Raw genomic sequence first — 18,419 nt, forward strand, 5'->3', positions numbered from 1 at the left:
TCGAAAGGTGTGTCCCCGCTGGGGAGCCTGTCGACCATCGGTGCGCGACTCCGGGCACATCGCGCGATGCCGACCTGATCAGCCAAAACCTAGCGTCGGGGGGCATGGAACCCAGATACCGCGACCTCGCCCGCCCGCTGCAGTGGGCCTTCGTCGCCTTCGCCACCCTGAACATCGGATTGCTCCTCCACGGCTCGGACGCGGGCGTCTTCCGACTGATGGCGTTCGTCGGATATGGCGTCGGGGCGATCCTCTCCGTCGTCGCCGCGCTGCGGTGGCACCGCCTGGGCCGTCGGCTGGCGATCGGCCTGCACCTGGCGCTGGCGCCGCTGCAGTTCGTCTTCAGCATCGCCGAGTCGGTCGCGCTTGTCGGCATCCTGCTCTCGCTAGTGATCCTCGCCCGATGCAGGCCGCGCTTCCCGCTGCTGTCGCCGCGGGCCCGCCGGGTCTGGTTGACCCTGCATGTGGGGTTCAGCGTGGGGTGGCTCGGCGTCGCGCTCACGATGACCGCCCTGGCCGTCATCGGTTGGGCCGCGGACTCCCACCCCATGCGACACGGCGCGTACGAGGTGTTGCATGTGATCGACCTGGCCGTCGCGATTCCGTCGATGGCGCTGTCGATCATCACGGGCCTGGTCGTGTCGCTCGGCACCAAGTGGGGGCTCGTCCGGTACCGGTGGGTGTTGACCAAGTTCGCCATCGCGGTGACCATCCCGCTGGTTGCCGGCACCGTCGAGAGCGCGCTGGCCGACGAACTCGCCCTTCGTACCATCGATCCGGCCGGCCAGCCCGGTGCCACCGGCATCGCACTGACGGCCTGCCTGGGCAGCTTCACTGTCGCGCTGTGGATCTCGACCGTGCTGTCGGTCGTCAAGCCCTGGGGCCGAACCCGCTGGGGGCGGCGGGCAGTGGCCGTGCGGGCGGACTCTCCATCCTCGCCACGTCGCCCACTGACGCTTCCGCCACCCCCGAGGCCCGATGCCGGCACCGACCGAATCGCCGGCGCGATGGCGACCGCCCAGCCAGCGCCGACGGTCATCAGGCGGTGACGACCATCGACCTGACGGGCCGGTATCGGCCGTTCTTCGACTTCCAGGTCGACGGGAGGGTGCACATCAACTTCTCCGGCTGGCCTCGCTCGCGTGGTGGGCCGCCGACAGCGCGGGCTCGTGTGGCGAGTCGTGAAGGACTGCTCCGGGTCAGGCAGACTGCTGGCCGAGAAGTCGTTCGATGAGTCGCGGTTCGCCGGGCCAGGCGGCCAGGAGCACGTCGCGGGGGACCTGCCGGCCCGCGTAGCGCAGGGCCAGAGCGACTACGACGATGTCGTCGAGGGGGCCGATGACGGGCAGGAACTCGGGAATGAGGTCGATGGGGCTGGCCACCCAGAGCCCGGCGATCAGGATGGCAATCTTCGCCCGGCGGGGGACGCGCGGATCCTTGCGGAGTCGTCGGACGGTGGTGATGCAGTCGGGGATGAAGGCGGCGAGGTCGCGCAGCGTGCCCGGTGGGAGCCGGCGGGCCAGCAGGATGAGCAGCGCCCACGAGGCGAGCAGGAGCGCGATCGCGGTGGCCAGGGCGAGCAGCCAGTCATGCACGGGGGGATTCCTGTCCGAGCGGGGCGTGTACGGCTTGGTAGACGTCGGCGGCGTAGCTGTCGAGCGCCTCGGCGCAGCGTTTGAGGCCATCTTCGGCGTGGACGCCGGCGGCGACGCCGAAGATGTCGCGGGCCTTGAGTTCGCGGAACCAGCGGCGTAGCCGGTCCAGGCTCTGCTCTTCCTCGTCGAGTTCGGCGACGGTGAGCTTGCCGATGCGTCTCTCCTTGGCGATCTCGGCTTCGTACTTGTCGCACTCGGAGGTGAATTCGGTCCACTCGTCGGCGCGCGCGGTGTTGAACTCGTCGGACAGGCTGCTCCGGCTGTCATCGTCGTGCGGGGTGGCGTCGAGCATGAGCATCCGGCCGTCCGCCCGGCGGACCAACTCGGCGACGCGGTCCAGGCCGGTCGCGAACACGGGAGCCGCCGGTGCTGCCCAGACGCCGCCGCTGACCGGGACGGCGCCGACCCGGCGCAGCTCTCGCCAGACCGCTACCCGGTGTCGGGACGGGCCGGCCGGTAGCCGGATCACGGCGACCAGCCAGCCAAGAGAATCGCTCGCCACGCCGGCGAGTGTAACAGCCGCTACATCAACCGAGTCGCCCTCGGTCGCGTGCTCACCTCGCGAGCAGCGCGGCCAGGTCGTCGGGCACCGGCATGGGCTGGGTCAGCGGCACTCGGGCTCGGCCCGTGTTGCCCTCCGGCTAACGGCCGGTGGCGGACCCGGGGCCGGCGACGGCGAGCCGGATGACCTGACCGACCGCCTCGACCACGTCGCGCTCGCGCAGCGCGCGGCGCAGCATGACGGCGTGCACGACCGTGTGCGGCCAGGGCCACGGCTGGGAGAGGATGTGCGCCCGTTCCGCCGCCCGCCACGCGACCGCCTGGTCGGTGGCGGTGCGGGCCGTGGCCAGTTCGGCGTCGAAGGCGGCCCGGACCGCCGCCGGCATCGTCCGCCTCACCGGTCGCCGCCAGAGCAGCAGGAGCAGCCCGGCCGGCAGCCGCAGGCATCGCCATCCTCGGAAGGCGCGGCAGCCGCGGACGCGGCGGCCCCCGGGATGGCGCAGCAGGTGTCCCCGCGCCAGGCTTCGCGGCCTTCCTTGAGGGCGACGGCGGCGATGACGAGTGCGGCGACCGGGTCGGCCCAGGACCAGCCGAGCAGGCTGTTGAGGGCGAGTCCGACGAGCAGGACCGCGGACAGGTAGGTGCACAGCAGGGTCTGTTTGGAGTCGGCGACCGCGGTGCGGGAGCCGAGTTCCCGGCCGGCGCGGCGCTGGGCGTACGACAGGCCGGGCATGACGGCCAGGGACAGCGCGGCCAGCACGAGGCCGACGGGGGAGTGGTCGGCGTCGGCGCCGCCGAGCAGGGCGCGGACCGACTCGACGGTGACGTACGCGGCGAGGGCGAAGAACGACACCGCGATGATGCGCAGGGCGGTCTTCTCCCGCGCCTCGGGGTCGCGGCCGGCGAACTGCCAGGCCACTGCCGCGGCGGAGGAGACCTCGATGACCGAGTCGAGGCCGAAGCCGATCAGCGCGGTCGACGAGGCGACCGTGCCGGCGCTGATCGCCACGACCGCCTCGACCACGTTGTAGGTGATGGTGGCGGCGACGAGCAGTCGCACGCGGCGGGCCAGGACCGCCCGCCGGGCCGGCGAGGGGACGGCCGGGGTCTGGATCAGCGGCAGGGTCATCAGCAGCAGCCCGTCGCGTCGCCGTCGGGGCAGGCGGCCGGATCCACGGCGAGCACCAGACCAAGGAGGTCGCCGAAGGCGTGCGCGAGCCGGGGGTCCGCAAGCTCATATCGGGTACGCCGGCCCTCGGGAGCGGCCACGACCAGGCCGCAGCCGCGCAGGCAGGCCAGGTGGTTGGACAGATTCTGCCGGGTCGTGCCGAGCAGGTCGGCGAGCTGGGCCGGGTAGCCGGGGCCATCGCGCAGGGCCAGCAGCAGCCGTGCCCGGGTCGGATCGGACAGGGCGTGGCCGAACCGCGCCAGCACCTGCCCGTGGGTCAGTGTCTCCACGCCACCGATAGTACATCCAACGCTGTATCAAATGGCTGGGTCACCGGGCCAGCATCACGGGGCCGTACCCGGGTGGCGGGTCACCCGGACGATCTGTGCGGGGCGCCGTGTACCGCTGTGGTGGACGCGGTATGCGCGGGCTTGCCGCTGACGGTCACGACCAGCACGGCGAGGCAGCCGATGAGTAGGGTGAACCCGCCGACCAGCAGGTAGGCCCACCGCCGATCGGCGCGGCGTGGCTCGACGGATGGGCGGCGGGGAAGGCTCCCTTCCCGCACTCGTCTGGGCACCGAGGGGGAGTTCAGCACCGGCCATTTCGGTGGTGGATTCTGCGATCGGGACGCCATGCTGCCTCCGCGTAAGTCGCCGCCGAGACCGGACGACTCGTCGGGGAAGGGATCGACGAGCCGTCCGGGCGGAAAGACGCGTCGGCCGCGGCCCTCCACTCCTACCAGGCGATGCATCACCGGGCCGCATTACATGGAGCGTCGGCTGCCCACCTTGCGACGCGTGCTGCGATGCGACCACGGGTATTCGCCGCTCCCGGGAACGCGGCGAGGTCAGCGGCCCAGGCTGGCGGCCATGCGGCGGCGCATGGGTGCGATCGCCGCGGTCAGACGCAGGATCGTGCGGAAGGTTGCCCGGCCGAGCGGGGTCGAGTTCGCGGCGTTCTGGGCGTTGCGCAGGGACTGCTTGACGGCGGCGAAGCCGTAGCGCAGCATCTCGCGCTCGTACCCGGAGATCGCGGCCAGAAGTGGGAGCTCGCCGGCGCGGGCGGCGATCAGCTTGCGTCGGAGCAGGTCGGCGTCGCGCAGCGCGGTGTTCGCGCCGATGCCGGCCATCGGGGTCATGTTGTGGATGGCGTCGCCGAGCAGCGTGACGCGGCCGGTCGTCCAGGGTGTGACCGGGGTGGCGCTCTTCACCCGGATCGCGTGGAGGGTGGCCGGGTCGCTTCCGGCGATGAGCCGGTGGAACGCGGGCGACCAGCCGCGGATCCGGTCGGTGACGACCTGCTGCAGCGATGCGCCGTCCTGCTGCTCCACGTCCGGTGGGAACCGGTCGGTAGCGTCGGCGAAACCCCAGAACGCGTAGTCGGTGTCGTCGTACGGCGGCGTGCCGGAGCGCCCGGCGGCCGCCCGATCGATGCGATCGTGCTGCCAGACGGCGGTGAAGAGCGAGCCGCGGCCACGGGGGACGACGATGTTGGCCCGGGTACGCAGGGCGGGCGGCAGGTCGGACGCCCGTTCGGGGGTCAACGGATACTTGCCGGCCACCGCGAGCACGCCGGTGTCAAGGCGCTGCGCGTGCGGGAGGAGCTGGCCGCGTACGCGGGAATTGGCGCCGTCCGCGCCGGTCAGGAGATCGGCGGTCGCGGTGGTGCCGTCGGCGAAGTGGGCGGTGACCCGGTCGCCGTCGAGCTTATAGCGGTGGAAGTTCCTGCCCAGGTGTACGACGTCGTCGAGCTGGTCGAGCAGGATCTCGCGGAGCCGGATCCGGCTGACGCCGTAGTGGCGGCTGGTGGGGCCGGTGGACGGGTTGATCTCGGCCTCGGTCAACCCGAGTAGCTCCGTGCATTGGTCGGTGAGAAAGCCGAAGCCGCTGTCCCCGGTCGAGACGGTGGCCAGGAACGACCGCCACGCGTCCGGGGGAAGGCAGTTGTGCAGGGCGTGCGCGCCGGCCGGGTTGATGTGGATCCGGTAGCCCTGCAGCCAGTCCGTGCGTTCGAGGGTGCGCTCGTAGACGTTGACCTCGATGCCGGCTCGGCGCAGGCCGTGGGCCAGGGCCAGTCCGCCGATCCCGCCGCCGATGATCATCACCGAAAAGCTCGTCATGCCTCCCAGAGTCACCCTTGCGTCTGACTCTGTCAACCATCCGTTTGATTGATAGGATCAGGAGCATGCCTGAGGAGTCGAGACCTCGTCGTTCCCCGTCCGGTCCGGAGCGGAAACGCGACGCCGAGCGCACCCGGGAGCGGATTCTCGACGCCGCGCTGGTGGAGTTCGGTGAGCACGGCTACGCCGGCGCGCGGGTCACCGCCATCGCCCGCCGGGCCGGCGTCAACCAGCAGTTGATCTCGTACTACTTCGACGGCAAGGAAGGGCTGTATCGCGCCCTCATCGAACGCTGGCGTGCGTTGAGCGGTGAGCTGAACCGACCGGACGCTCCGCTGGACGAGGTGGTTGCCGCGTTCCTCCACGCCGGAACGGCACAGCGGCACTGGGTCCGGCTATTGATCTGGCAGGCCCTGGAAGGCGACCGCGAAGAGGGCGCGGAGCAGTATCGCCGGTCCATGGTCGACGACCTGCGCCGACGTCAGGCCGCCGGTGAGATCGCCCAGGACCTCGATCCGGCCTACCTGCAACTGGCCCTCTTCGGCGCAGCGCTCGCGCCCACACTGCTGGCCCACTTCGCCGAAGACTTCACCGGTCTGCCCGTCGACTCTCCCGAGTTTCTCGCCGGGTACGGCGAAGAGCTCAAACGCCTCATCGCGCGGCTGGCCAAGCCCCTGTGACCGATCCGCAAAAGGCCGTAGCCGATGAGGAAGCGAACCATGGCTGACACCCTTCCCGATCCGAGCGTTGTGCATCCGATCCCCGAGCAGCCGCGTGTGGTGCTGCTGAAGCCGTTGGTGACGTCTCCGCTGATCGAGGTCGGAGAGTTCTCCTACTACGACGACCCGGAGGACCCGACCGCCTTCGAGACCCGTAACGTGCTGTATCACTACGGGCCGGAGAAGCTGGTCATCGGGAAGTTCTGCGCGCTGGGCACGGGCGTGCGGTTCATCATGAACGGCGCCAACCACCGGATGGACGGTGCGTCGACCTTTCCTTTCCCCATCATGGGCGGTTCCTGGGCCGAGCACTTCGACCTGATCACCGGCCTGCCCGGACGGGGCGACACCGTGGTGGGCAACGACGTGTGGTTCGGCTACCGCGCCACGGTGATGCCCGGCGTCCGGATCGGCAACGGAGCGATTATCGCCTCCGGTTCGGTGGTGGTGGACGACGTGCCCGACTACGGCATCGTCGGCGGCAACCCGGCCAGGCTCATCCGTCGCCGCTATGCCGAGGAGGACGTCGCCCGCCTGCTGGCCCTGGCCTGGTGGGACTGGCCGATCGAGCACATCACCGAGCACCTCCGCACGATCATGGCCGGCAGCCTCGACGATCTGGAAGCCGCGAACCCCGGACAGCGGTAGCGGCACGCCGAGGAGGTCAGCTCGACCGGCGCCTATGGTTCCACGGTGGCAAGCAGGCGGGACGCGGTCGCCGGCGGCCACGTCCCGCCCGCCTGGCGGCCGGTCAGGTGATCGGCAGGTTGTGGAAGGTCAGCAGACCACTGCCGGTCGCGTTGACGATCCAGGGTCCGGCCCGCAGATGGCTGAGGTAGCTCACGCCCGTCGCGCCGTCGGCGGGCGCGGAGAGGGTCAGCCTCAGCTGGCCGCCGGCGACGTACTCGACATCGGTCACGGTGACCGCGGTCCCGTTGACCCGGAAGTCCGCCGCCGCACCCGGCTCGACCGTCAGCGGGTCGTCGCTGCGCAACTGGATGGTGATCTCCGTGCGCTCGGGGTTCGAGAACGCCGCGGTGCTCGGATTCGGCGGGGCGACCCCCTCACCAGGTCCGTGGTAGAGGTCGCGCGCCACCACCGCGAACGTGTGGTCGCCCATCTCCCGGTAGCCCTGCTCCCAGGCGTAGTGGCAGCCGTCGTGACCCGAGAGGCCGTTGGTCGACAGCAAGGTCACGCCGAGCGTGTCGCCCATCTGCCGCTGCGCCTCCCGCAGCGCGCCGGTGGTGCTGTTTCTGCACGGCGAGGTGCGCACCTGATACACGAAGTACCGGGTCCCCTCGGCGATGTCGGCTCCCAGCTCAGCTCGCCAGTCGTCGAGCAGCGCGGTGAAGCCGGTGACGTGTACGGCCGCTTGGTCGTTGTCGGATTCGCCCTGATACCAGAGCAGCCCGCGGACGTCGCCCAGCACCCCGGCGCCCACCAGGCGTTGCCGCAGCCGGCCGTAGTTGGTGCGGATGTCGTCCGGGTCCGCGTCATTGCGCTGGAAGAACGAGATCGGCTGGCCGCCGTGGGCGCCGTTGAGGATGGCCACCGGGACCTGATAGGTGTCCACGATGCGCCGGGCCATGCGGATGCCCCACTGCCCGATCGAGCCGGGCTGGTTGGTGACCTCACTGCCGGCGTAGTTCCAGCGGCGGTCCGCCGCCGACAGGACAGGATCGGCCGTGGGAGACCCGTAGCTGCGGATGAACGGCGACTCCTCGCCGGCGGAGGAGCCCTTGTAGGTCGCCGCCACGGCATTGGACTGGCCCTGGATGACGTAGACGTCGCCGGCCAGGATGCCTTCCCATACGGCCACCCGGCGGGTCACCTGGGCGCCCAGCGCGCGCAGCGCGAACCGGTAGTCGCGCAAGGTGGCGTCGATGCGGGGGCGGAACGAGAAGTCGCGCCGGTCGGTGACCGGGGCCGTGTAGGTCCACTCGTCTTCGCCGCTGGTCACCGTGAGCTGAACCGCCTTGACCCGCGGGTCGGTGACTGCGCCGGACACCGGCACGGTGGCGCCGTTCGCGGCGTCCCGGGGATACAACTGGCGGTCCTGCGGGTGCTGATCCAGGGTCAGCACGGAGGAACGGGCGTACACGGTCAGCCGCCGTTGGGTGAACGTGCCGGCGTTCCCGGCGAACGTCCAGTCCGGGTGACCGGTTGGCGCGGAGCCGATGCCGAGCGAGAGCGCCGCGCCGGTGGACGTGAAGGTGTTGACCGCCAGTACCGTGCGCGGCGCGTCCGGCGAGGGGCGGCTGGCGCCGACCTGGTGCACCTGGAATGAACCGTACCCGCCGGAGGCGTTGACGGTGTCGTCGGCGTCGTAGTTGGTGGACGAGGCACCGGAGATCTGCCGGGACGAGGCCGTGCTGTAGGTGTTGGGCCACATCTCCAGATAGCCGGCCTGGCCGGTGCCCGTGGTGACGCCGGGAACGTTGGAGGCCACGTCCAGGTCGTTCACCCGCTGACGGGTGATCTCCCCGGTGCGGGTCGGCAGGCCGAGGCGGTGCGCGTCCGCGGTGAAGGGCTCCATGGCCGTCCAGACCCACTGCGGGCCCGTCACGCCGTCCAGCTCGAGGCAGTAGCCGACCCGGTCGAAGCCGGCGGCCACCGCGTCGGTGCGGTCGAAGGTGTACGGCGGGGTCTGGTTGAGCCAGGTCGCCCGGGTCGGCAGGTCGATCGAGAGGACCGGGGTGAAAGCGGCCATGCCGTCGACGTTCGCGGCGCAGGCCGTGTCGTCGACCGGCCGGTCGACAGCGAGCGTCGGGCTGGCGGCGGCCGCCGGCCCGGACACCACCGCGATCGAGGACAGCAGCAGCAGGCCGGCCGCAGCGAGGGCGACGCCGCGCAGTCGTGGCGCCGCATCGCGGAGCCTGGGAGAGAAGTGTGGACGGGGCATGACTCGTACCTCCAGCAAGGTCGTAGTTCGCGCCGCCGGAACGACGTGCCCCATGACTAGCAGCGGACATTCACGCATCACAATGTGATTGCGGCGAATGGTCGGATCCTCGCGACGGAGGCACGCTCTGGGGCGACCAGCGGGCGACCGGCTACGTCCACAGGGGCCCGGCTTGCCCGGATGGCGCTATCCCGAGAGCGTTCCCGCGATCTGCTGCCGCTTTGGACGCGATGGCCGCTGCCTCGGCGCTTGTGCAACGATCGTCGGGCGTCATGCCGACCGGCCGTCCGGCCGGTTGGCCCACGTGCGGCCTTCCGCTGGCACGGGAAGGTGCCACATCTCGTATCCCTTGGAGAGCTTGATGTTCCGCTCCCCGGCTCGGGTGTTCGCCGCGCTGAACGCGGTGCGACCACCCGATCAGGTGGTCCCGATCATGGGCAAGGCGGTCGTGCTCGGTGGCAGTGTCGCCGGGTTGCTGGCCGCCCGGGTGTTGTCCGATCATGCGGAGAGCGTCGTCATCATCGACCGGGACGACCTGCAGGTGTCCGGCGAGCGGCCCGGTGTGCCGCAGGGGACGCAACTGCACGCGCTGCTGCCCGGCGGCTTCCTCCAGCTCGAGCGCCTGTTCCCGGGATTCCGCGAACAGGCGCTGGCCCAAGGCGCGATCGAGGCTCCACCCGCGGCCAGGCGCAACTACCTCGACGGCCGCCGGAAGGTTGTCGTACCCGACGACGCCGACAGCTTGGCGGGGAGCAGGCCGCTGCTGGAAGGGCTGATCCGCCAGCAGGTGCTGCGACTGCCCAACGTCAAGACGGTCACCGCCCGCGCCACGGGCCTCGTCTGCGACGGTGCCGTGACCACCGGGGTCCATTGCGACGTCGGCGGGCTGGCGGGTGTCGAGTCCGGTGATCTCGTGGTGGACGCCATGGGGCGGTCGAGCAGGCTGTCCGATTGGCTGGAGCAGGCCGGCTGGGAACGGCCCGTCGCGCGGCGGATGCCCGTGCACCTGAACTACGCCACCGCCCTGTTCCGACGCCGGGAGACGAACCCGGAACTCGCGGTCGTCCTGGCGCTGCACAGTCCGGGGATGTCGTCGGACGTGGCCGGCGCGGCGTTCTTCGCGGTCGAGGATGGCCGGTGGATGGCCATGATGGCCGGTTACGGGGAGAACCGTCCGGGGCGGACCGCGGACGACTTCGTACACCGGCTGCGAGAGCAGTTCCCACCGGAGTTCGGCGAGGTCGCCGGGGGCGAACTGCTCGGCGACGTCCAGACCTACCGTCATGCGGACAGCCGGCGACGGGACTTTCACACGCTGAAGCGGTTTCCGGCCGGGCTCGTCAGCGTCGGCGACGCGGTCGCGTCGTTCAACCCGGTGTACGGGCAGGGGATGACGGCGGCGGCCCTGCACGCTGCCTGCCTGTCGGCGTACCTGCGGTCTGGCCCGGATCTGGGCGCTCCCGCGCGCCGGTTCTTCGCCCTGCAGAAGGTGGTGGTCGACGCCGCCTGGTCGACGTCGACCTCCGCCGACCTGGCGCTGCCGCACGTCAACGGGCCCTACCCGCGCGGGTACCGGGTCGCCAGCTGGGTGAGCCGGCAGATCGTCGCGGCGACCGTCACGGACGTGACGACCGCGCGGCGGTTCAACGAGGTCGTGTCCATGCGGGCACACCCACGGTCGCTGGCCACACCCGGCGTGATACTCGGTGCCCTGCGCGCCAACCGGCGGGCACGTTGATCCGGTCCGGCTAAAGCTCGGCCGCCTTGTCCAACGCCGTCAGGAAGTCGTCCACCAGGTCGGCCGTGTCCTCGATGCCGGTGGAGACGCGGACCAGCCCGTCCCCGATACCGCTGGCGGCCAACTGCTCGGCGTCCACGATTCCCGCCCACATCGACCTCGGGTGCACCACCAGGGTGCTGACGCTGCCCAGGCTGGCCGCGCGCTTGGCCAGCCCCAGCCCGGCCAGCAGCGCGGCGGCGCCCGCCCGGCCAGCCTTCAGGTCGACGCTGAGCACCCCGCCGAAGCCGGTCATCTGCCGGCGGGCCAGCGCGTGCTGGGGGTGCGACGGCAGTCCCGGGTAGCGGACCCGGGCCACCGCCGGGTGACCCTCCAGGGCCCGGGCCAGGGCGGCGGCGTTGCTGTTGTGCCGCTCCACCCGCAGCGGCAGCGTACGGATGCCGCGTAGCAGGAGCCAGGCGTCGACCGGGCCGAGGGTGCTGCCCGTGACGATCGCGGTCTGCCACACCCGCTCGATCAGTTCGGCGGCACCGACGACCACCCCCGCCGAGACGTCGGAGTGGCCGCCGAGGAACTTGGTGCCGCTGTGCCAGACCAGGTCCGCTCCGGCGCTCATCGGACGCTGGTTCACCGGCGTGGCGAAGGTGTTGTCGACCACCACGAGCGCGCCCGCCGCATGGGCCAACTCCGCGACGGCCGTCAGGTCGGTCAGCTCCAGCAGCGGATTGCTGGGCGTCTCCACCAGCACCAGCCGGGTCTGCGGGCGCATGGCTCGTTCGAACGCCCCGAGGTCGGTCTGGTCGACCTGGGTGCAGGAGACCCCGAAGCGGGGCAGCAGTCCGGTGGCGAGTGAGGTGGTGCCGCCGTATGTGCTGCGCTGCACCACCACGTGGTCGCCGGCGGAGAGCAGGGCCAGCGCGACGGTGCTGATCGCGCCCATTCCCGAGGCGGTGACCAGGCCCGTCTCCGCGCCTTCCAGTTCGGCGACCACGGCGGCCACCTGGGCGTGGTTGGGGTTGCCGTACCGGGTGTAGAAGGTGCTGCCCCGGGTCTCGGTGGCGATCGCGGTGAACCGCTCGTCGGACTCGGCGCTGAAGGTCGCGCTCTGCACGATCGGCGGCGCCACCGCCCCACCAGGGTTCAGGCCGTCGTCGCCGTGCACGGCGGTGGTGCTGAGGCCGGTCAACGGTGCTCCTCTCGATAGCCGGGAACGGCCGACCGGGCCGGCGTGGGCCGGCCCGGTCGGCCGCTGGTCAGGGGTCAGGCGGAACGGGCCACCCGGTCCACCAGCGCACCGTAGCTGCCCAGCGTCACGAACTCGGGCAGGGTGAGGTCGCTGCCGTGGCGCTGCCGCAGCATGGTGACCAGCCGCAGGGCGCGCAGCGAGTCCCCACCGGCGGCCAGGAAGTCGGCCGCGGGGTCGCTCGGCGCGATGCCGAGCACCTCCTGCCAGGCCGCCGCCACCCGGGCCGCCCACCTGGTCCGCGCGTCGTCGTCGAGCGCTGGCCCGCGCGGGGCGACGGCGGGTAGCGGTGCGGTCGGGTCGGCGGCCAGCAGCCGGCGGAAGCCGTCGGCGAAGGTGTCGACGCGGTCCGCGGGGATGTGCCGGTGGTCGTACTGGACGGTGAGGGCGAGGCGGCCGGTGTCGGCGTCCAGTTCGGCGTCGACGGCGAGGCTGAACGCCACGTCCACCGTGATGCCCCGACTGTCCACGATGCGGCTGCCGCCGTCGGCCGGCCCGTTCGGGAAGTGGGTCCAGTTGAAGAAGTGGTCGAAGCGGGGGCCGGCCCCGCCGGCGCGGACTATCTCGGCGAGCGGGAAGCGGTGGTGCGCCATCAGCTCCCGCTCGGCCCGCCACACCTCGGCGGCCAGGTTGGCCAGGGACCGGGCGCCCAGCTGCACGCTCACCGGCAGGGTGTTGAGGAACAGGCCGAGGGTGGCGTCGCTGCCGTCCCCCTCCGGCCGGCCACCGACCACCAGGCCGCTGACCACGTCGTTGCGGCCGGACAGCTCGCCGATCAGGCGCAGGTGGATGGCGAGCAGCCAGGACTTCACCGGCACGCCGGCCGCCCGCGAGGCCTCGGTGACCACGTCGGTCGTGCCGGCCCTGACCGGCACCCGCCGGGTGGTGGTGGTCCGCGGGTCCGGGCCGCCGAGCAGCAGCGGCGGCACCGCGCCGGGGCCGTCCAGCCAGAACCGGCGGGTGACCGGGTCCGCCAGGGCGTCCCGTTCGGCCGCCACGTACTCCCGGAACAGCAGGCCGGGGCGGGCCGGTCGGGCGCTGCCGGCCCGCTCCCGGTCGTACGCGGCGAGCAGGTCGGTGAGGAACAGGTGCAGGCTCCAGCCGTCGAGGATGGCGTGGTACTCGGCGACGATCAGGGTGAACCCGTCGGCGTCCTCGCGGACGGCGTGCAGCCGCAGCAGCGGCGGGCGGGCCCAGTCGAAGGGGCGTACCCGCTCTTCCGCCACCAGCTTGTCGACCCGCTCGCGGCGGGCCTGCGGGTCGGCGTCGGCCAGGTCCGTCACCGGCACCTCGACCGGCACGTCCGCGTGTACGAGCTGCAACGGCTCCGAGTACGCGCCCAGCGCGAACCCGGTCCGCAGCACCGGGTGGGCGGCCACCAGGCCGGCCAGCGCGCGGCGCAGTGCCGCCGCGTCCAGCGGCGCCGCGATCCGGTGCGCGGTGACGTTGTGGTACATCGCCGGGTCGCCGGTCAGCTCGCAGTGGTAGACCATGCCCTGCTGCAGGGCGGTCATCGGGTACGCGTCGGTGAGCCCGGCGGGCAGCAGCTCCCGGTCGGCGGCGGAGACCAGTGCGAAGCGCTCCGCTTCCTCGGCCGCGCCGGAAGCCGTGGGCTCGGCGGAAGCACCGTCGAGGGTGATCTGCCCGTGCGTGACGAGCTCCCGGATCGACTGGTAGGTGAAGATGTCGCCGAGCCGGAAGGACAGCCCCCGCTTGTTCGCCGCGACCTGCATCTGGATGCTGCGGATGGAGTCGCCGCCGAGAGCGAAGAAACTGTCGGTCACGCCGAAGCTCGCCACCCCGAGGACCTCACGCCACGCCTCGACCAGGATCTCCTCGGCCCGGTTGGCGGGCGTCACCGCCGCGCTGTCGCGAGGCCGGTCGAGGCGGGGCGCGGGCAGCGCTGCCCGGTCGAGCTTGCCGTTGCGGGTCAGCGGTAGCTCGTCGAGGAGCACCACGGCGGTCGGGAGCAGGTGGGTCGGCAGCCGGTCGGCCAGCCAGCCGGTCAGGCGCTCCGCCAGCGGGCCGGCCGCCGGCCCAGCCGGGACGACCACCGGCGGGCGCGGATCGGCGGCGTACTCCGGGCGCACGGCGTGCAGGGTGTGCCGGTCGGTGCCGACGAGCAGGTCGTCCTGCCGGGTGACCACGTCGAAGCCGTGGCCCTCGAAGAACGCGACCAGCTCGGCCAGCCGGCCTTCGGTGTCGGTGCCGGCCGCGTCGTGGACCTCCATGGCGACCTGCGCGATCAGCGGCCAGTGCCGGTCCGCCAGCCCGGCGAGCACGTCCGCCTCGGCGCGCTGCACGTCGATCTTCAGCAGGTCGATCCGCTGCGGGCCGATCTCGTCGAGCACGGCCGACAGCGGCCGGACCGGCACGGTGAGCTCCCGGCCGGCGAAGCGTTCCGCCAGCAGTTCGTCGACCCGGCCGAGCAGGACGTCCCGCTCGTCGGCGCCGGCGTCCCGCTCGTTGGCGAGGTACCGCTTGATCACCGACACCTCGGCGGCCGGGTCGGCGTACGCGGCGTGGCCGGACATCATCGAGTAGCCCGGGTAGTAGGTGAAGGACACCTCCCCGGCCGTCCGGGACAGTCCGAACCCGTGCACCGTGGCCGGTACGCCGAACTCGGCGACGTTACGCCGCAGCACGTCGGCGACCGACGGCACCGGTTCGAACGCGTGGATCGTCGCGTCCGGGCAGACAGCGTGGACGAACAGCGAGAACATGCCGATGTTCGCGCCCACGTCGAGCACGGTCGCCCCGGGCCGCAGCACGATGCCGTCGCGCAGGTAGACCTGCTGGACGAAGATCTCGTCGTACAGGTAGCGGGTCTCGTGCGGGTTGATCCCGGCGATCCGCTCGACGTCGACGGCAGCGGTCCCGGCGGTGCGGCCCGGCCGGACGTAGGCGACGAGCCGGTCGCCGTGCCCGTCGTCGTCGCGGGCGATCACGGCGGCGTCGGCGACCTCCGGGTGCTCGCGCAGGACGGTGGCGATCTCGCCCGGCCCCACCCGGAAACCGTGGATCTTCACCTGGTCGTCCAGGCGGCCCAGGTAGCGCAGCCGCCGGTCGGCGTCGAAGCGGACCCGGTCGCTGGTGCGGTACACCCGTTCGGTCCGGCCGGACGGCAGCGCCACCGGCACGAACCGCTGCGCGGTGGTGTCCGGGTCGCCGAGGTACCCGTCGGCGAGCTGCGGCCCGCTGACGCAGAGTTCCCCGGCCGCGCCCGGCGGCACCGGCCGCAGCTGCCCGTCGAGCACCCGGACCGCGACGCCGGGCAGCGGTCGGCCGATGGTTGGGGCGTCCCCGGCGCGGATCTGCGCCGCGCTGGTGTCCACCGTGCACTCGGTCGGGCCGTACAGGTTGACTGCGCGGACGTCGGGCAGCGCCGCCACCGTCTCCCACAGGTCGGGTGCGATGGCCTCCCCACCGAGCAGCAGCAGGCCGGGCAGTCGGGTGTCGCCCGCCCCGGCGAGCAGGATGCGCAGCTGGGCGGGGGTCAGGTCGAGCACGTCGACGTGGTGGTCGGCGAGCGCGGCGGCCAGCGCCGCCCCGTCCCGCCGGACGTCCTCGGGGACCAGGTAGAGGCTGCGGCCGTGGCCGAGCTGCACGAGCTGCTTGATCGAGGCGTCGAAGGTGAGCGGAGCGTTCACCGCCACCCGCAGCCCCGGGCGGCTGCCCGCGTACACCGTCAGCTCGAGGGCATCGGCCAGGTGCGCGGCGGCGCCGTGCGAGACCTGCACCGGGCGGGGCGTGCCGGTGGAGCCGGAGGTGAAGATCACGTACGCCGGGTCGGCCGGGGTCGGCGCTGCGGCGGGCGGCTGGCCGCCGGCCGCGACGAGCTCGTCGACCGGCACGGCCGCCGGGCTGCCGACGCCGACGACGACCTGTGCGCCGACCGCGCGGACCTGGGCGGCGAGGCGCTGCGCCGGGGCGTTCGGGTCCAGCGGGACGAACACCGCCCCGGCCCGCAGCACGCCGAGGAACGCCACGACGGTGTCCCGCGACCGGGCGGCCAGCACCCCGACCGGGGTGCCGGACAGTCCCCGAGCGGCCAGCGCGCCGGCCACCCGCGTGGCCCGTTCGTGCAGCTCACCGACGGTGTACGCGCCGTCCGCGGCGACCACCGCCGCGGCGTCGGGGTCCATGCCAGCCAGGCCCGCGTCGAGCAGGTCGACGAGGGTTCGTCGCGGCGTCTCGGCGGTGCTCCCGGCCGCTTCGGCCAGCCAGCGGGCCTCCCCGTCGCCGAGCACGGCCAGTGGGGCGGCGGCGGTGAGCGCGGCGGGCAGGGTCCGCAGGATCGCCAGCAGTGCGTCGAGCAGCCACTGCCCGCCGACCACCCGCAGGGTGACCTGGTCGCCGTCGGTCCGGGCGGTGAGCTGCGGGCCGCCGGCCGGCGGCGGGTCGGCCACCGCCACGGCGGCGCCGTCGATGCCGGCCACGGTGGCCGGGTCCACGGTGGGCAGCACCGCGAACCCGGCGACCGCCTCGGACTGCTCGTCCACCGGTTCGACCAGGTGGAACGTGTCGTCGGCGGCGGTCTCGGCGGCGTGGACGCAGGTCAGCAGGTCGGCGGGGGCGGCGGGCAGCGGCAGGGCCAGCCGGAGCGGGCCGTAGCCGCCCAGTGGTCCGACCACTTCGGCAGTGCCGGCGGCCTGGCGGCCGTCGCTCCACCGGGCCAGCACCAGGTCCGCCTCATCGGCCCCGTCCGGTGCCTCGGCACGGCGGGAGACCGCGAGGGCCCAGGCGGCGAGGAGCGCGGTGGCCGGCTCGACATTCGCGGACCGGGCGGCGTCGGCCAGGGTGGCGGCGGGCACCGTCGCGGTGACCACCGCGGTCGGGTCGTCGCCGTGCGGGGTGACCAGCCGCGCGGCCGGGGTGGTGGGCGCGGCGGCCGGGTTCTGCTCCCGTTCCTCGAGTTGCCACTCGGCGACGTCGAGGAACTGCAGGGCCTCCGGGTCGTTCGGCAGCGTCTCGCCGGCGTAGGCCCGGGCCAGGTCGGCGAGGACCAGGCGAAGGCTGGCCGGGTCGGCGATCAGCGGGGTAGCGGTCAACTCCAGGGCGTCGTCGGTGAGGGTGACCGACAGGTCGCCCTGGGCGCCGATCACCACGGTGCGGTTGTCGTCCACGTCCTGCAACGGCACCCGCAGGCCGGGGTGGTGCATCAGGGTCAGCCGTAGCGCCTCGTGCCGGGCCACCACCGTGTCGACGGCGGCCTGCAACCGCGTCCGGTCCAGCGGCCGGTGCAGCCGGACCCGGGCCCGGATCAGGTCCTGCTTCCCGGACCAGGCCAGGCGCTGGATCGGCGACAGACGGTATCCGTTCACAGCTCGCTCCGGTTGACGTAGAGGTCGGACATGGCGACGAGGATCTCCCGGTCGCCGCTGAAGGGTTCCCGGCCGTGGGTGGCCAGGAAGTTGTCCACGACCAGCACGTCGCCGCGCTGCCAGGGCACCGAGACGGCGTGCTGCCGGTACAGCTCGCGGATGCCGGTGGCCACCTCGTCGGGGATCGGCTCGCCGTCGCCGTAGTACGCGTTGCGAGGCAACCCGTCCGGGCCGTACTCGCGCAGCAGCGCGCCCGACACCTCCGCCGGCATGTTGGACACGTGGAACAGGTGGGCGTGGTTGAACCAGACCGTCTCCTCGGTACGCGGGTGCGTGGCGACCGCCTGCCGCCGGGCCCGGGTGCGCAGCCCGTCCCCACCCAGCCAGGTGAACTCCGTCGCCGAGGCGGTGCAGTACGCCTCCACCTCCGCCCGGTCGGTGGTCTGGAACGCCTCCTGCCAGGGCAGGTCCAGGTGCGGGCCGTAGTTGCGCACGTAGCAGACGCCGGAGCGCAGGAACCGCTCCCGCACGTCGGCCGGGATCAGCGGGGTGATGACCCGCTCGCTGGCCAGCGGGGTGGCCCCGCCGTCGCCGGTGGCCGGCTGCGCGCACCAGAAGTAGAGGTAGGTGGGCCAGTTGTGCGAGTACGACATCTCGTGGTGCAGCGGGATCCACTGCTCGGCGTTGAACTCGGTGGAGGTGAACACCCGGTCGGCGACCTCGTGGCGGGGGGCGGCCCGCTCCAGGTAGCCGAGCAGGTCCGGGCTGACCGCCCGTGCGGCCTGACTGAATTCGTCGGCGGTGCCCACCTCGAAGCCGCGGAAGAACACGGCCCCGTAGCGGTCCAGGTCCTGCAGCAGCTCCTCGCGCCGGCCGGCAAGCCAGCCGGCCAGGTCGAGGTCGGGCACGGTGGCCTCGACGAGAAGCAATAACTCCTCGTCCACGAGCACCCGCCGGGACACCGGCGAGGTGACCGGACCGGTACCGCGCCGGCGCGGCCCCGGCCCGCTCACGGCATCACCTTTCGTTCGCGGCTGCGGGGCTCGC

At 72.6% G+C, this 18,419-nt stretch carries 13 protein-coding genes and 1 pseudogene; 4 read left to right on the plus strand and 10 right to left on the minus strand.

The genetic code is table 11. The annotated features are described in order from the left end of the window. Nucleotides 1-104: 104 nt before the first annotated feature. Complete coding sequence (locus ABZ783_RS10400; protein ID WP_357436011.1) at nucleotides 105-1,049, plus strand: hypothetical protein; 945 nt, start codon at nucleotides 105-107, stop codon at nucleotides 1,047-1,049. A 150-nt stretch (nucleotides 1,050-1,199) separates the two neighbouring features. Here the strand turns inward: ABZ783_RS10400 and ABZ783_RS10405 are convergent, their stop codons facing one another. The 6 genes and pseudogenes from ABZ783_RS10405 to ABZ783_RS10430 form a co-directional block, all read right to left on the minus strand. Beyond that, entirely contained in the window at nucleotides 1,200-1,595 is a 396-nt protein-coding gene (locus ABZ783_RS10405; RefSeq protein ID WP_357436013.1) for a DUF1232 domain-containing protein, read from the minus strand. After that, nucleotides 1,588-2,157 carry a Chromate resistance protein ChrB gene (locus tag ABZ783_RS10410; protein WP_357436014.1) on the minus strand — a complete coding sequence of 190 codons (570 nt, stop codon included), beginning with the start codon at nucleotides 2,155-2,157 and terminating at the stop codon, nucleotides 1,588-1,590. The genes ABZ783_RS10405 and ABZ783_RS10410 overlap by 8 nt, the downstream gene beginning before the upstream one ends. A gap of 52 nt (nucleotides 2,158-2,209) precedes the next feature. Next, nucleotides 2,210-2,542 (minus strand): annotated as a pseudogene (locus tag ABZ783_RS10415) (DUF3703 domain-containing protein). A gap of 8 nt (nucleotides 2,543-2,550) precedes the next feature. Continuing rightward, nucleotides 2,551-3,285, minus strand: coding sequence for a cation transporter (locus ABZ783_RS10420; RefSeq protein ID WP_357436015.1), 735 nt, complete (start codon nucleotides 3,283-3,285; stop codon nucleotides 2,551-2,553). Continuing rightward, the gene (locus ABZ783_RS10425) at nucleotides 3,285-3,614 is read right to left on the minus strand and encodes a metalloregulator ArsR/SmtB family transcription factor (protein WP_357436016.1); all 330 of its coding nucleotides are present in this window, start codon (nucleotides 3,612-3,614) and stop codon (nucleotides 3,285-3,287) included. Before ABZ783_RS10425 ends, ABZ783_RS10420 begins: the two co-directional genes overlap by 1 nt. Nucleotides 3,615-4,174: 560 nt before the next feature. Next, a complete protein-coding gene (locus ABZ783_RS10430; protein WP_357436017.1) occupies nucleotides 4,175-5,446 on the minus strand; it encodes an NAD(P)/FAD-dependent oxidoreductase in 1,272 nt (423 codons plus the stop codon). Nucleotides 5,447-5,511: 65 nt separating this feature from the next. Here ABZ783_RS10430 and ABZ783_RS10435 point away from each other — a divergent pair, with 65 nt between their 5' ends. Continuing rightward, a complete protein-coding gene (locus ABZ783_RS10435; protein WP_357436018.1) occupies nucleotides 5,512-6,126 on the plus strand; it encodes a helix-turn-helix domain-containing protein in 615 nt (204 codons plus the stop codon). A 39-nt stretch (nucleotides 6,127-6,165) separates the two neighbouring features. Then, nucleotides 6,166-6,813 (plus strand): CatB-related O-acetyltransferase, encoded by a 648-nt coding sequence (locus tag ABZ783_RS10440; RefSeq protein WP_357436019.1) that lies wholly within the window; start codon nucleotides 6,166-6,168, stop codon nucleotides 6,811-6,813. A 103-nt stretch (nucleotides 6,814-6,916) separates the two neighbouring features. On the opposite strand, the gene ABZ783_RS10445 is transcribed toward ABZ783_RS10440, so the two are convergent. Further along, a complete protein-coding gene (locus ABZ783_RS10445) occupies nucleotides 6,917-9,067 on the minus strand; it encodes a sialate O-acetylesterase (protein WP_357436020.1) in 2,151 nt (716 codons plus the stop codon). A 361-nt stretch (nucleotides 9,068-9,428) separates the two neighbouring features. Here ABZ783_RS10445 and ABZ783_RS10450 point away from each other — a divergent pair, with 361 nt between their 5' ends. After that, entirely contained in the window at nucleotides 9,429-10,805 is a 1,377-nt protein-coding gene (locus ABZ783_RS10450) for an FAD-dependent oxidoreductase (RefSeq protein ID WP_357436021.1), read from the plus strand. A gap of 10 nt (nucleotides 10,806-10,815) precedes the next feature. On the opposite strand, the gene ABZ783_RS10455 is transcribed toward ABZ783_RS10450, so the two are convergent. The 3 genes from ABZ783_RS10455 to ABZ783_RS10465 form a co-directional block, all read right to left on the minus strand. Further along, nucleotides 10,816-11,991, minus strand: coding sequence for an aminotransferase class I/II-fold pyridoxal phosphate-dependent enzyme (locus ABZ783_RS10455; RefSeq protein WP_357436022.1), 1,176 nt, complete (start codon nucleotides 11,989-11,991; stop codon nucleotides 10,816-10,818). A 74-nt stretch (nucleotides 11,992-12,065) separates the two neighbouring features. Next, nucleotides 12,066-17,372, minus strand: coding sequence for an amino acid adenylation domain-containing protein (locus ABZ783_RS10460; RefSeq protein ID WP_357436023.1), 5,307 nt, complete (start codon nucleotides 17,370-17,372; stop codon nucleotides 12,066-12,068). Then, on the minus strand, nucleotides 17,369-18,385 hold the full coding sequence (locus ABZ783_RS10465) for a TauD/TfdA family dioxygenase (RefSeq protein ID WP_357436024.1): 1,017 nt from the start codon (nucleotides 18,383-18,385) through the stop codon (nucleotides 17,369-17,371). Before ABZ783_RS10465 ends, ABZ783_RS10460 begins: the two co-directional genes overlap by 4 nt. Nucleotides 18,386-18,419: the final 34 nt, after the last annotated feature.

It is taken from the genome of Micromonospora sp. NPDC047738, from assembly GCF_040642675.1.
Taxonomy (GTDB): Bacteria; Actinomycetota; Actinomycetes; order Mycobacteriales; family Micromonosporaceae; genus Micromonospora.